11 protein-coding genes and 1 pseudogene are annotated in these 13,783 nt (G+C 36.1%); 2 read left to right on the top strand and 10 right to left on the bottom strand.

The genetic code is table 11. The features are described 5' to 3' along the window. Window positions 1–169: 169 nt before the first annotated feature. From HT697_RS01970 to HT697_RS01930, 9 genes and pseudogenes are all read right to left on the bottom strand, one after another. A complete protein-coding gene (locus tag HT697_RS01970; protein WP_173261942.1) occupies window positions 170–2,491 on the bottom strand; it encodes a G5 domain-containing protein in 2,322 nt (773 codons plus the stop codon). A 630-nt stretch (window positions 2,492–3,121) separates the two neighbouring features. Next, window positions 3,122–3,673: a GNAT family N-acetyltransferase gene (locus HT697_RS01965; RefSeq protein WP_173218695.1), complete on the bottom strand. Its 552-nt coding sequence runs from the start codon at window positions 3,671–3,673 to the stop codon at window positions 3,122–3,124. A 398-nt stretch (window positions 3,674–4,071) separates the two neighbouring features. Then, window positions 4,072–4,896, bottom strand: coding sequence for an ammonia-dependent NAD(+) synthetase (nadE, locus tag HT697_RS01960; RefSeq protein ID WP_173218693.1), 825 nt, complete (start codon window positions 4,894–4,896; stop codon window positions 4,072–4,074). Continuing rightward, entirely contained in the window at window positions 4,893–6,353 is a 1,461-nt protein-coding gene (locus HT697_RS01955) for a nicotinate phosphoribosyltransferase (RefSeq protein WP_173218686.1), read from the bottom strand. Before HT697_RS01955 ends, nadE begins: the two co-directional genes overlap by 4 nt. 115 nt (window positions 6,354–6,468) lie before the next feature. Further along, window positions 6,469–6,957: a DUF6773 family protein gene (locus HT697_RS01950; protein ID WP_173218684.1), complete on the bottom strand. Its 489-nt coding sequence runs from the start codon at window positions 6,955–6,957 to the stop codon at window positions 6,469–6,471. Then, a complete protein-coding gene (locus HT697_RS01945) occupies window positions 6,947–7,156 on the bottom strand; it encodes a helix-turn-helix transcriptional regulator (protein WP_049525060.1) in 210 nt (69 codons plus the stop codon). Before HT697_RS01945 ends, HT697_RS01950 begins: the two co-directional genes overlap by 11 nt. A 380-nt stretch (window positions 7,157–7,536) precedes the next feature. Further along, the gene (locus HT697_RS01940) at window positions 7,537–8,265 is read right to left on the bottom strand and encodes a hypothetical protein (RefSeq protein WP_173218682.1); all 729 of its coding nucleotides are present in this window, start codon (window positions 8,263–8,265) and stop codon (window positions 7,537–7,539) included. A gap of 15 nt (window positions 8,266–8,280) precedes the next feature. Next, window positions 8,281–9,151 (bottom strand): annotated as a pseudogene (locus HT697_RS01935) (ABC transporter ATP-binding protein). 359 nt (window positions 9,152–9,510) lie between these two features. Further along, the gene (locus HT697_RS01930) at window positions 9,511–10,797 is read right to left on the bottom strand and encodes a U32 family peptidase (RefSeq protein WP_173261939.1); all 1,287 of its coding nucleotides are present in this window, start codon (window positions 10,795–10,797) and stop codon (window positions 9,511–9,513) included. A 443-nt stretch (window positions 10,798–11,240) separates the two neighbouring features. Here HT697_RS01930 and HT697_RS01925 point away from each other — a divergent pair, with 443 nt between their 5' ends. Both HT697_RS01925 and HT697_RS01920 read left to right on the top strand, forming a co-directional pair. Then, window positions 11,241–11,615 (top strand): hypothetical protein, encoded by a 375-nt coding sequence (locus tag HT697_RS01925; RefSeq protein ID WP_173218677.1) that lies wholly within the window; start codon window positions 11,241–11,243, stop codon window positions 11,613–11,615. Between the two features lie 293 nt (window positions 11,616–11,908). Then, window positions 11,909–12,817, top strand: a complete 909-nt coding sequence (locus tag HT697_RS01920; protein WP_173218676.1) for a Dam family site-specific DNA-(adenine-N6)-methyltransferase — start codon at window positions 11,909–11,911, stop codon at window positions 12,815–12,817. Between the two features lie 33 nt (window positions 12,818–12,850). Here HT697_RS01920 and HT697_RS01915 read toward each other — a convergent pair whose 3' ends face one another. Continuing rightward, window positions 12,851–13,693: a type II restriction endonuclease gene (locus tag HT697_RS01915; RefSeq protein WP_173218675.1), complete on the bottom strand. Its 843-nt coding sequence runs from the start codon at window positions 13,691–13,693 to the stop codon at window positions 12,851–12,853. Window positions 13,694–13,783: the final 90 nt, after the last annotated feature.

The raw sequence follows: 13,783 nt of genomic DNA, 5'->3' as shown, positions 1-13,783 counted from the left end.
TTTTCATTGAGTATTAAACAAAAAGTGAACAAACCTGAATTCTAATGTACAGAAGACTAGGCTTGTTCACTTTTTTATAGTCGCTATAAGATGAGCTTATCTATAGCTTTTTATACATAATTATATATTCAGATATACTATTATCAATTGTGTCGCAGGGAGGAATCTATTAACGCACCCATTCACCATTATCATTGACTCTATAGCCATCTATACTTGTATTGACCGCTAGCTCACCCGATGCGTTTACATAATACCATTTACTACCAACTTGGAACCATTGATTGGCTTTCATAGAACCGTTGCTGTTGAGGTAGTACCATGAACCATTATTTTGTAGCCAACCTGTCTCCATAGAACCATTATCGTTTAGATAGTACCATGAACCATCAACTTGCTCCCAACCTGTTGCCATGGAACCGTTAGAGTTGAGGTAGTACCATAAACCATTCACTTGTACCCAACCTGTTGCCATGGAACCGTTAGAGTTGAGGTAGTACCATGAACCATTCACTTGTACCCAACCTGTTGCCATGGAACCATCAGTATTATAAAAATACCACATACCATTTTCTTGTTTCCAGCCTGTTGGCGCAACTGGTTTAGCTGGTTCTACTGCTGCATCCGTTCCTTGATTAGATGTAACAGATACAGGATACGAAGGAATAGATGATTTCTTAGGAACAACAACTTTTTCAGGTTCTCTCGTCCCTCTCCTTATACGTCTTTTTACCATCTCTTTAGTAATTTGACGAGAAGTAGTTTCTTCAATTGTTCCATCACGTTCATCTACAGTATAGATTGTAGTAAGCGTAATTTCACCAATTTCTCCTGCTTCTTCTATTTCTTGACCTTTATCAAGAGTTGGGTCATCGAGATATTCTGTTTCGATTGGGATTACTTTTGTTTCAACGCTATCCTTAGCTGGAACTTTAACAATAATAGGTGTAGCTGCTTTAGTAACCGTCTCCGAAACAGTTGCTACCGTAATATCGCCTGTCTTAGAATCAACTTTATAACTAGTCGTAACTGTTTTCAGTCCATCTTCGCTTGGAATAGTCGTAGGTTGACTTCCTCTTATATGTTCTGAATCCTTTTCATACCTCACTTCCGTGGAAGTTGTAGACTCAGTTGTTTCAGTCGGTTTTGTCCCAACTTTAACTACTTTCTTAACCATCTCAGTTGTTACTTCACTAGTCTTCTTATCTTCTACTGCCTTACCACCTTCGATTTTATAAGTAGTCGTAATGGTTTCAGTTCCTGCCTTACCTGGACGAGTTGGATCATCTTTCTTTTCCCCTTTAACAAGAGTTGGATCTGCTTCATACTCTGTTTCGATTGGAATAGCCTTTGTTTCAACGCTATCCTTAGCCGGAACTTTAACAATAATAGGTGTAGCTGCTTTAGTAACCATCTCTGAAACAGTTGCTACCGTAATATCGCCTGTCTTAGAATCAACTTTATAACTAGTCGTAACTGTTTTCAGTCCATCTTCGCTTGGAATAGTCGTAGGTTGGCTTCCTCTTGTATGTTCTGGATCCTTTTCATATCTCACTTCCGTGGAAATTGTAGGCTCAGTTGTTTCAGTCGGTTTTGTCCCGACTTTAACCACTTTCTTAACCATCGCAGTTGTTACTTCACTGGTCTTCTTATCTTCAACTGCCTTACCACCTTCGATTTTATAAGTAGTCGTAATGGTTTCAGTTCCTACCTTACCTGGACGAGTTGGATCATCTTTCTTTTCCCCTTTAACAAGAGTTGGATCCGCTTCATACTCTGTTTCGATTGGAATAGCCTTTGTTTCAACGCTATCTTTAGCTGGAACTTTAACAATAATAGGTGTAGCTGCTTTAGTAACCGTCTCCGAAACAGTTGCTACCGCAATATCGCCTGTCTTAGAATCAACTTTATAACTAGTCGTAACTGTTTTCAGTCCATCTTCGCTTGGAATAGTCGTAGGTTGGCTTCCTCTTGTATGTTCTGGATCCTTTTCATACCTCACTTCCGTGGAAATTGTAGGCTCAGTTGTTTCAGTCGGTTTTGTCCCGACTTTAACTACTTTCTTAACCATCTCAGTTGTTACTTCACTAGTCTTCTTATCTTCTACTGCCTTACCACCTTCGATTTTATAAGTAGTCGTAATGGTTTCAGTTCCTGCCTTACCTGGACGAGTTGGATCATCTTTCTTTTCCCCTTTAGCAAGAGTTGGATCCGCTTCATATTCTGTTTCGATTGGAATTACTTTCGTTTCAACGCTATCCTTAGCTGGAACTTTAACAATAATATTTCCTACTTCATCAACATCAGTCTCCGGTTCCTCCCCTTTACGGCGGGTATCGTCTTTAATAAATGTCACTCCTGTTCCATCAGCATGAACAAAACTTGTATTCAGGACTCCTCCTAAAAATAAAGTTAGCCCGATTATCACAGAACCAAAAATCTTTCCGAGTTTACGTAATGCATAGCGCTTATTGGTATTAGATTTTGCCATTACATCCTCCTTCTAAAAGTTACTACTTCTAGTATAGCATCTTTTCTGGCAAATGTTGAATAATATGTTTCATATATTAAATAAACTTATAATGATATATTGATTATTGAAATAACACTTTAACTATATCGTAATCAATCTCATATATAGAGGATTGCAGACATCTTATCTAAATACATGCTAATATATTTAAATACAAACATTCCAACTTGATAATTTTCACTCATCTTTCATCATTCTTTATACAACGATGCAGTAGCAATCGAATAGTTTGTTCATCAGAATTAGAATGTTTTAATATTAGATATTTTGATGAAAAACATAAATAAAATTTGTGGAATTTAATTCCCTAACTCGATAGAGGATTCTATTTTAAATTTAACAACAGCTAGGATTACACTATAAAACATATATTACTACCTGTTCGGCTGGAGAATCTAGTCGATTAGCTCCCTCTTAGTTACAAGCTTAAAGCGATTTTTTAACTAATACTAAATAAGATTAAAGAAGGAACTAGAACATCTGTCTTGTACTAATCAATATGCTATTTTAAAGTTGTAAATAAACTTGGAATACCCATTATTATATTTACAATAAATAGTTGACTTCAATGAAAACAAAAAAGAGAATTCAACATTCTTCCCTACTTATCTGATAATAAATAAGGTCCGCAAGATAGCCTTTTCTCTCTACACCATTGCTAATAGTCTTTAGATAGGACATTCCAGCCTTCTCCATGACACGACCTGAAGCTGGATTGAGACTGGCATATCGAGCTCTAACTTTTTGAAAACCTGCTTGAGTAAAACAGAAGTCCAAGACAGCTTTCAAGGCCTCCGTCATCATACCATGACCCCAGTACTTCTTGCCTAACACATAGCCAATTTCACAAGAAGAATTGTTCTCATCTATTGCAACGATGCTGATATCTCCTATCACTTGCTCTGGGTTCTCTTTGAGACAAATGGCCCATTTGTAATAGTTGAGATTAGTATAGGAGGCAACCCAATTTCGAATGGAGTTTCGAGTGACCTCGACATCAGGATGGGGATCCCAAGTGACGTAGGTTAGATTCTCAGCAGACGAAGCCCAATTTTGAAACATAGCTTCTGCATCACTTTCCACAAATCTTCTTAAAATCAAACGGTCTGTCTGTAATGTTTGCGTACCGATAGATTTCATGATGCTACCTCACTTTCTGATAGATGTTTCTCTGTCCAATCTCCATCGAAACTTGTTTTGCTTTTGAATTTCAAGGTAATAAGCTAAAAAGGTCCACTGGACCTTCCTCGCTTACCTGTTTCCATGCTCGGGGTAAAAAGATTAAACTCAGTGACAGCTAGAAAATGAGTTTTTCATATAATTTCTTGACGCAGTCGCTGTCTGGTTTGAAATGCGCTTTCCCAAGCTTTTTCAAACCTAGTCATCGTTGCGGGGGTGAGACTACGAAATCGAACTCTTCGAGTTACCGAACCTTCTCTCACTTTCTTATTTCAAGGTGAGAGGCTGAAAACCTCCACTGGAGGTTTTTCTTGCTTTTTAATTTCAGGGCAAGAAGCTAAAAAGTCCCCCGGACCTTTTTACTCCCAAAAGTCATCAAAGACGGTGATTGGTAGGTGGCGTTTGTGTTGGCCTTTGTGCCACCAGTTTTCGATTCTTGCTTGGGCTTCTGGGTTAATTGTTTTGCCTTCTAGGTAGTCGTCAATCTCTTCATAGGTGACTCCGAGGGCTACTTCGTCAGCTAAGCCTGGTTTGTCTTCTTCTAGGTCTGCTGTTGGGATTTTTTCATAAAGTGCTGGGTCTGCACCAAGTTCCTTCAAGAGTTGTTTTCCTTGACGTTTATTGAGGCGGTAAAGAGGGAGAATATCCGCACCACCGTCACCAAACTTGGTAAAGAAACCTGTGATATTTTCCGCGGCGTGGTCTGTTCCAATGACCGCTCCGCTATGGGAACCAGCAAGGGCATACTGAGCAATCATACGGCAACGTGCCTTGATATTGCCCTTGTTAAAATCTGAAACAGGACTACCTGTCGCTTCAACTGCTGCCGTCATGGCGTCAGCTGATTCCTTGATATTGACGACTAAACTGACATCTGGTTGGATGAATGCTAAGGCTTTTTGAGCATCTGCTTCATCAGCTTGCACTCCATAAGGCAGGCGGACAGCGATAAATTTATAGCTGTCGTCTCCCGTTTCTGCTCGCAGTTCTTCCATAGCTAATTGGGCCAAGCGCCCTGCCAAGGTTGAGTCCTGCCCTCCAGAAATTCCTAGTACAAAGGTTTTTAGGAAAGGATGTTTTTTCAGGTATCTCTTTAAGAAATCAATGGAACGACGGATTTCTTCCTGGGCATCAATCACTGGTTTCACGCCCAGTTCTTGGATAATCGCTTCTAGCAAACTCATTCTTCTTCTCCTTCACCAAGGGCTTCCTTGCGCATCTTATCAATCAAGTCCATCTTGTCTTGCCATACATCACGCGCCAAATCTACTGGATAATGTTGCGGATTGAGCACGCGCTTGTATTCATCCCAAAGCTTGTCAAATTCCTTACGAGCATAGTCCTGAATCTCAGTCAAGCTAGGCAGGTTATAAATCAATTTTCCGTCTTTGAAGATATCCACTAAGAGAGGAACAGCGTCAAAATTACGAACGGTCTTCTTGATATAAGTATAGGTCGGATGGAACATCTTGATTTCTGTCATGCTGGCAACATCTACGCCATCATAAGTGATGTAGTCGCCCTCTGACTTACCTTTTTCACGACTGGTAATGCGCCACACCTGCTTCTTACCTGGCGTCGACACTTTTTCCGCATTATTTGACAGCTTGATGGTATTACGCATGTTACCATTTTCATCTTCAATCGCAACAATCTTATAAACCGCCCCAAGAGCTGGTTGGTCATATGCTGTAATCAGCTTAGTACCTACTCCCCAAACATCAATCTTAGCATGTTGCATTTTGAGGTTAAGGATGGTATTTTCATCAAGGTCATTTGATGCATAAATCTTAGCATCAGTAAATCCTGCCTCGTCCAGTTGTTGACGAACTTTTTTAGAAATATAGGCAATGTCTCCAGAGTCAATGCGGACACCAAGGAAATTAATCTGGTCACCCAGCTCACGCGCCACCTGAATGGCAGCGGGTACCCCAATTCGAAGTGTGTCATAGGTATCCACAAGAAAGACGCAATTTTTATGGGTCGCAGCATAAGCCTTGAAAGCCTCATAATCATTACCATAAACCTGCACCAAGGAATGGGCGTGAGTCCCCAAGACAGGAATATCAAAGAGTTTACCAGCACGCACATTGCTGGTTCCATTAGCACCACCAATCACCGCTGCGCGTGTTCCCCAGATAGCCGCATCCATTTCTTGAGCCCGACGTGTCCCAAACTCCATCAAGGGTTCATCTTCAATAACCGAGCGAATACGAGCTGCCTTAGTCGCCACCAAGGTCTGGTAGTTGACGATGTTCAAAAGGGCTGTTTCGACCAACTGACATTGGGCTAGAGGGCCTTCCACCTGCACAATCGGTTCATTAGCAAAAACCAGGTCTCCTTCTTGGGCAGAACGAACGGTCAACTCCAACTTGAAATTGCGGAGGTAGTCCAAGAATGCCCCATGATAGCCCAGCGACTCCAAATAGGCAATATCACTATCTGAAAAACGCAAATCTTCAAGATAGTTCACAATTCTTTCCAAACCAGCAAAAACCGCATAGCCGTTCTTAAAAGGCTGCTGGCGGAAATACACCTCAAAAACCGCCTTTTTATTGTGAATCCCCTGGTCAAAGTAAACCTGCATCATGTTAATCTGGTACAAGTCCGTGTGCAATGTCAAACTATCATCTGGATACATACTTTTCCTACTTCCTTAGCTAGAAACCCATGAAAATTTTCAAGAACTTTCATGTATTCCAATAAATTAGTACTATTATATCACATTTTAGCTGGATTGAGAAAAGAGTAACAAGCTATTCACCACTCTCTAGTTCATCCATATCTTGTTCAAACTTTTTCTGAGCCCATTCACCATAGCTCTTCAGACCAAGATTGCCAATAAAGACCCATGGAAGGTAAATGACATAAGTAATCGCCCAAGCAGATAGGTATTTAACGTTCAAAGGATTGTACTGATAAATTTCTATGTTGAATTGATAATTCTGCAACATCAAAAGAGCCGTAATAGCCAAGGTTAGACAAAAACAACCCAAAATCGTAAAATGAAAACGACTATAGTAGGTCACTCCCAGATAACGGGCACGATTGAAAAAGAAGAAAATTCCTACTATCAGGGTATAGACTAGAAAATTCGGATTAAAAAGAGAGGGAGCCAACACTGCCACCAAATAGCTTAGAAGTACAAGCCCAATAAAGAGTGAAAAAGACTCTGCCCCAGCTTTATTGATTAGTTGTTCTTCTCTTTCGTCAAGTAATTGATAATGAATAAATTTATTTACCATCTTCTTCCTCCCAAAATAGTTGGTCTAAAGTTTTTCCTAAGCATCTGCAAATAGACTGGCAAAGGGAGAGACTAGGATTGTATTTCCCTGCTTCTATCAAGCCTATAGTCTGGCGCGTCACCCCCACAGCCTCTGCCAGTTGACCTTGTGTTAAATCAAGCTCTATCCGAGCTAATTTTAATTTTAAATTTTTAGCCACCTGCGTCCTCCTTATAGTTTTAATACTCATCTACTCTTAAAAAATCCAAAACCAACACAAGCTGTCAGCTATTTATTATAACCTCATTAATTAGCACTCCAATATTATCTTCAGCCTAAAATCAGTATGTTGGATTGTTTGAAATAAACTTCCTAGTTTGCTATTTGATTTTTTGTTTAGTATTAGCTTTAGTAGGGTCTTTTAAGCGAGTTTTGATTGCTTGTATTTCTTATTTAGTTGATTTCATATCACTATTATATAATGCTTTTGGAAATGAGTCTAGTATAAGTCAAAAACGTGGTAAACAGCAAGAGCAGGAGCATAGCAAGATGACTGATTTTTTACTAGATTTTAAGTCTACAAAATAATACTAAATGAAACTAAAATGAATACTCCTTGCTTTTCTTGAGAGTGAAAAAATACAATAAAATGATTGTAGTGATTACCACAAGATACTGACTAATAGACATCGTATTTGAAGCAACAAATACAGGTAATGAATAAAAAGGAAGAAGTTCAATCGCTTTGATAAACAAATCATTACTAGTATTCATCATAATCGTATTTAATATATTAGGGACAAAGAGTAGTAAAGCTACTAAAATACCAAATACCAAGCCACTTTTCAATTTATATAAATAGAAAATGTAAGATAATAGAAAATAAAATAGGACTAACAAAATTGTATTGACTACAATGGCTACAATAAAATCTAATCCTAAATCACCTGGAACACCCAATTTACTTACGATGACTAGTAACACAATACCATTCAAAGCATAGATAATGGAAACTGAGATGGCATATAGAAAATTGGACAAGACGTAAATCATCCGATTTTTCTGTTGATTATAAAATAAACTGATCGTATTGTGGGAAAAATCCCTGCTAATAATTCGGTTAGCATGTATAACAGCCATTAACATACCGAGCATAGCATAAAAATTTGAAATATGCTTAATACCAAGTGATGTCCCTTGAGTCTTTAGAATAAAGAATGTAACCAGTATAGGCGGTATAAACGAGATAACCAATCCTAGATATATTACGCCTGATGAATATAAATCTCTTATATTTTCCTTAAGAAAATTCAATTTATTTAATTTCATGATTATAACCTTCCTTTATTTTGAACGATTTAGATAAATATCTTTAAGCGTCTCTTTTTTAGTTTCAAAATCAACTACTTTAATAGAGTTTTCGTTAAAAAATTTAAAAAGCTCACTACTTTGAATATTCCCAGACATAGTAATTTTCAGTCCCTCTTCCTGAACAATATCCCCAAATTCTTGTTTGGTAAGGAAAATGTCTCTATCTGTAGCTGATGAGAAAGCTATCTCAAACAAGTAATTATGACTATCTTTTCCTACTTTTTGAAATGTCAAAAGCCCGTTCTCCAAGAAAAGAACTCTCTCACAAATTTCTTCAATATCTTCTAATTTATGACTCGATATTAAAATTCCCACATTTTCACTTAAAGCTAAGTTTTTTAGAACCGCTAAAACTATTTGTGATGATTCAATATCTAAACCATTAGTCGGTTCATCTAAAATCAATATATCAGGTTCCGTAACGAGAGTTAGAAGCAAAGCTAATTTTTGTTTTGTACCCAAAGAATAGGTCTTTACTTTTTTATTAATAGACTGAGTCAAATCTAACTCTTGAATCAAACTCCCAAATCTTTCTTGATTGTAGTCAACACCATATAAATTTGACAAATATTTTAAATTCTCTAAACCTGTTTTAGATAAAAATAACTTTGGTTCTTCGATTAAATACCCAACATTATCACTACTTATAATATTCCCTGCAGTCGGTTGATTATTCTGAACAAGAATTTTCATCAATGTACTCTTACCAACTCCGTTTCTCCCTACTAGACCAACAATTTCACCCTTATTAAGTGCAAAATTTATACCTTTGAGAATGATTGAATGGCCATAATGCTTACTTACATTTATAACTTCCATTTTTTATTCCTCCATTAATATTCATTGTTTGCTCTTTGATTCTTATTGAGTTTAAAAAGTTGCGCCTCTTTTTAACAACATTATATCATATATCTAACTTAATGCAATATATAAATGTCATTTTGTAAAATTTTATTAACAAAAAAACTCTCTACCACAAAAAGATAGAGAGTTTTTAGTTTAAATATATAATTTCAAAATATCGACGGCATCGCTTCTTTGTTTAATTTGATAGGCTTTGGATACCTAAGCTCCGACTTTATCACTTAAAAAATAAAAAAGGACAGCTAATCCCTTGCACATCAAGGGATTTCGCCATTCTTTAATCTCGTTTAAGTGTTGTATATGGAGCTTTGCATAATTTTTTAAAACTAAACAACTACATTAAGCTCGAACTGTGACACTAGTTCCATCTTCTTTGTAAAGATTGATGAGTCCTTCTTTTAATGCACGAACCATGTCTCCTGCTTGAACAGGTTGAGGCACCTTAATAGTCAATAGCTCCATTGGATTTGGAGCACGGTCGATTTTATTGCCTTTAGCATCGTGCAAATCTTCAATATAAGTTTCAAAATGACGGAAACCTGGTCCATAAAACTCAACTTGATCGCCTTCGTTAATGACGTTTCGTTGACAAATAGTTGCTGTTTGTGTTGCGTCATCATAAGAAACCACTTCAGCAACAAACTTGTACTCAGGAATTTTACGGCGAGCACCAAACAACTGCTCATTTTCAGATGGTGTACCATAGTAAAAACCTGTTGCCAATTCACGTTGGGCAACCTTCCACATCTCATCAATCAAGTCTTGTTTGATAGATTCAAACTTTTCAGGACTTTCAAGATAGGCATCCACAGCCGCCTTGTAGCAGTTGGTTACTGTTGATACGTAGTGAATAGACTTCATACGCCCTTCAATCTTAAGACTGTCCACTCCATTTTCAATCATATCTGGAATATGGTCAATCATAGACATATCAACGGCTGACATTGAAAATTCTTCTGGAATCTCTCCCTTAAGGCTCTTACGTTCTTTCCCAAATGGCATATCGTAAAGGTCGTATTTCCAACGGCAAGACTGAGAACAACCACCACGGTTGGCATCACGCATACTCATGTGGTTTGAAAGAGTACAACGCCCAGAGTAAGAAATACACATGGCTCCGTGGACAAAGGCTTCAATCTCAACATCTGTACGTTTGCGAATTTCAGCTAATTCTTCCATTGAAACCTCACGCGCCAAAACGACACGTGTTAAGCCTAGCTCTTTCCAGAACTCAAGGGTTTCATAGTTAGTGGCACTTGCTTGGGTAGAGAGATGGATTTCAAGACCTGGTGCTTCTGTTGCTGCAATCATAATCAAGGCTGGGTCAGACACAATAACTGCCGCAATTCCGATATCACGCAGTTTACGGAACCACTCACCAGCTCCCTCTTCATTCCCTTCGTGCATAACCATATTAGCCGCTACATAGACCTTGGCACCGTACTTGGCAGCAAACTGGACGCCTTCTTCCATCTGTTCAAAGGTAAAGTTACCTGCTCGGCTACGAAGACCATAGGCCTGACCGCCGATAAAGACAGCATCTGCTCCATACTGAACAGCTACTTTTAGCTTCTCTAAAGTCCCTGCAGGTGATAAAACCTCAGGACGTTTTAATGTTTTTGTCATGTTTTCTCCTATTTGCAATATAAAAGTTTGACGTTTTTCCTTCTCATTTTATAGTAAATAAGCCATAAAATCAAGCCTAGACAGATTGTTTTGACAATTCTAATCTTTTAAACTTTGCATAATAACTGTTAAACAATCGAAAATTACCCCAGTTTTAACAAGTATTCAAAAAGTTTAGGAAAGAGCAAAAACCAGTATCCAAAGATACTGGCCCGTTATACTATATAAATTAGTTCTTAGATGACTATTCCCACTCAACTGTTTTCTAAATTGATAAGGTTCGATATAGTGTGAAATTAAGGATTTATACTCAGTTATTTTTATAAGAATTTATTAAAATTAATTTCTGTTATTTGTAAATTGTTTACAGAGTTGAAATTAATGTGTAGCAAAAACACAACATTTTTTGTATAATAGTATTAGTAAAAAAAGGTGGTGAGATAGTGAGATTAGCTGTCAGATTAGCAATAGAAACACGAAATAGCATCGATACTCTAAAAAAAGAAATAAAAGCAACTGGAGAATTTGATAATCTTCATCTTACTAATGGGTTTGTCGTAAATCAAGCTTATTTAGATTCTAAAAAAATTACTGCTGAACAAAACTGGGATAAAGTATTAAAATTTGGGTCTCAAGTTGAAGAACGAAGTGCCCCAAAAACTCGAACTGATTTACAAGTAAATCAAACTACTATTGATGATATTGCTGAGTTAAAAAAGATTTTACCTCTATATACAGAAACAAATTATGTAACCACTTCTTTTGTTATCAGAATGATAGTGAGGGGTTCTCTTTTAGTGCGTCACGGAAAAATTTAGGCTTCAAGCCTATTTTTTTTATTTCAATTTTATGTGTCGACAAAACACGACACTTATTTTATAACAGTGGCGTGAAATAATTACAACACTGAAATTATATAAAGGAGAACTAACAATGATTAGACCAATTTTGAATGCAGAATGCATTTATTTGACTATTTTTTGTAGTGTTAAATATTTTATGCGTTTAACTTTACATTTTAGGAAGAGGAGAAGTTTATAATCAGTTTTTGAAGAAAAAAGTATAAAAAATGCTATAATAGAATACATATAGTAGGGGAGGAGAATTACAATTGTTACCTAAAAAAATTATCACACCTAAAGTACCACCTATTAAAATCCAAGGAATAAAAACTAAATTAGTTCCATTTATTGCTGAATCAATAAAGTGGGATGGTAAAGGAACATACTTTGAACCATTTATGGGATCTGGTGTAGTAGGTTTTAATTTAGAACCACAGAAGGCTATTTTTAGTGACACCAATCCCTATATCATTCAATTTTACAAAGATATTCAATCAAAGAAGATTACTGCTCAAACAGTTAGAACTTTTTTAGAAAATGAAGCAACTAAATTATCTAGTACTCCGGCTGATAAGACATCTTATTACTATGAAGTTAGAGATAGATTTAATAAAGAACATAGCTCTTTAGATTTTTTATTTTTACAACGTTCCAATTTTAATGGAATGATACGTTTTAATAATAAAGGTAATTATAATGTTCCTTTTGGACGAAAACCAGAGAGATTTCAAAAAGCATTGATTACAAAAATTGTAAATCAAGTTTCATGGATTGAAAAAATAATGAAGGGTAAAGATTGGGAATTTATCTGTATTCCTTTCACTAAAGCATTTGAGATGATGGGAGAAAATGACTTTGTTTATTTAGACCCTCCGTACATTGATCGATATGATGGATATTATGATTCTTGGAGTGAAGAATACGCGACATTACTCGCAGAACTTACTCAAAAAGGAAAAGCAGGATACGCCTTTAGTATGTGGTACGAAAATCAGTATAGAAAAAATACCCACATGGAAAAATGGACGGATGGAAAGTTGTTAACTACTGAACATTTTTATCACTTAGGAGCAAAGGAATCTAATCGAAATAAAATGATAGAAGCCCTAGTAATAAGTGAAAAACATTTGAATTTAGAAGAAGTTTATCACGAACAACAACAAATTCTATTATTCTAAATAAAAAAGGATACAAAGTGTATCCTTTTTTTATTATTCACATTCTTTATTTGTTTCAACTGATAAATATTTTTCAAGTCGTGTTAATTGTTCGGTTGATAATTGTTTAGTTTCTTTTCCCCACTCTGTAAATGTCTCTAAGTTATTAAAGAGTTTATCTTTTACTTCTTGAGAATCTTTATATTTAGGAAAATTTTCCCAATAAATATGGAAAAGGTCGTTCCCTAATTTACTAAAAGGACCATTACCATCTTGAAAATCCTTAATTATTTTAGATTTAAAGGTTCCAATGTTATCTGTATTTCCACTTCCTTTACTTGTACCAGCTACTTTATATTTTTCTTGAACAAAATATTCTACATCTTTATAAGCTGGTACTATTGAAGAAATGTCTTCTGATTCTAAATTAACCTTTCTAATACTTGCACTTTCATTCCTTGAATATAGAAAACCTAGAATATAATGCTTATCATATTCACTATAATTACCATCAATATTTTTAGTTCCATTTCTTAAGTAACTAGTAAAACTTCCAGCTGTAAAATTGAACTCTTTAATTTGACCTTGTTTATCAAATTGTCGATAAGTTGTTTTAATATCAAGTGCAATTCTTTTCTTATCAGGTTTCAAGAAATAAAAATCTGGATAGACTGTCTGCTTTTCAGATTCAAACAACTTATATCCTAACTCCTCTGCAACTTCAAGCAAATATGGATATACTATCACTTCAAATAATCGTCCTATTATTTTTGAATCATTTCCAAATGGGAAAACTTCTTTCTTTTCATTTACAAAACCAAGTAAGTCCCAAGCGTTTTTATCATCTATTTTAGGTAATTTTTCAATAATTGTTTTAATAAAAATATCATCACACATCTTATTTCTCCTTTGTTTGCGAATTGTTTGCGATTATTTAATTAAAGGCTCTGAAACATTGATTTCAAAGCCTTTTTATTGTAATTTTTC

This window comes from Streptococcus sp. 1621 (genome assembly GCF_013276615.1).
Classification (GTDB): Bacteria; Bacillota; Bacilli; order Lactobacillales; family Streptococcaceae; genus Streptococcus.
This window is presented reverse-complemented; position numbering and strand designations above follow the sequence as displayed.

Excerpts from the sequence above, each read along its gene's own strand:
- HT697_RS01970 (WP_173261942.1), bottom strand. The coding sequence starts at position 2,491 with ATGGCAAAATCTAATACCAATAAGCGCTATGCATTACGTAAACTCGGA.
- HT697_RS01965 (WP_173218695.1), bottom strand. The coding sequence starts at position 3,673 with ATGAAATCTATCGGTACGCAAACATTACAGACAGACCGTTTGATTTTA.
- nadE (WP_173218693.1), bottom strand. The coding sequence starts at position 4,896 with ATGAGTTTGCTAGAAGCGATTATCCAAGAACTGGGCGTGAAACCAGTG.
- HT697_RS01955 (WP_173218686.1), bottom strand. The coding sequence starts at position 6,353 with ATGTATCCAGATGATAGTTTGACATTGCACACGGACTTGTACCAGATT.
- HT697_RS01950 (WP_173218684.1), bottom strand. The coding sequence starts at position 6,957 with ATGGTAAATAAATTTATTCATTATCAATTACTTGACGAAAGAGAAGAA.
- HT697_RS01940 (WP_173218682.1), bottom strand. The coding sequence starts at position 8,265 with ATGAAATTAAATAAATTGAATTTTCTTAAGGAAAATATAAGAGATTTA.
- HT697_RS01930 (WP_173261939.1), bottom strand. The coding sequence starts at position 10,797 with ATGACAAAAACATTAAAACGTCCTGAGGTTTTATCACCTGCAGGGACT.
- HT697_RS01915 (WP_173218675.1), bottom strand. The coding sequence starts at position 13,693 with ATGTGTGATGATATTTTTATTAAAACAATTATTGAAAAATTACCTAAA.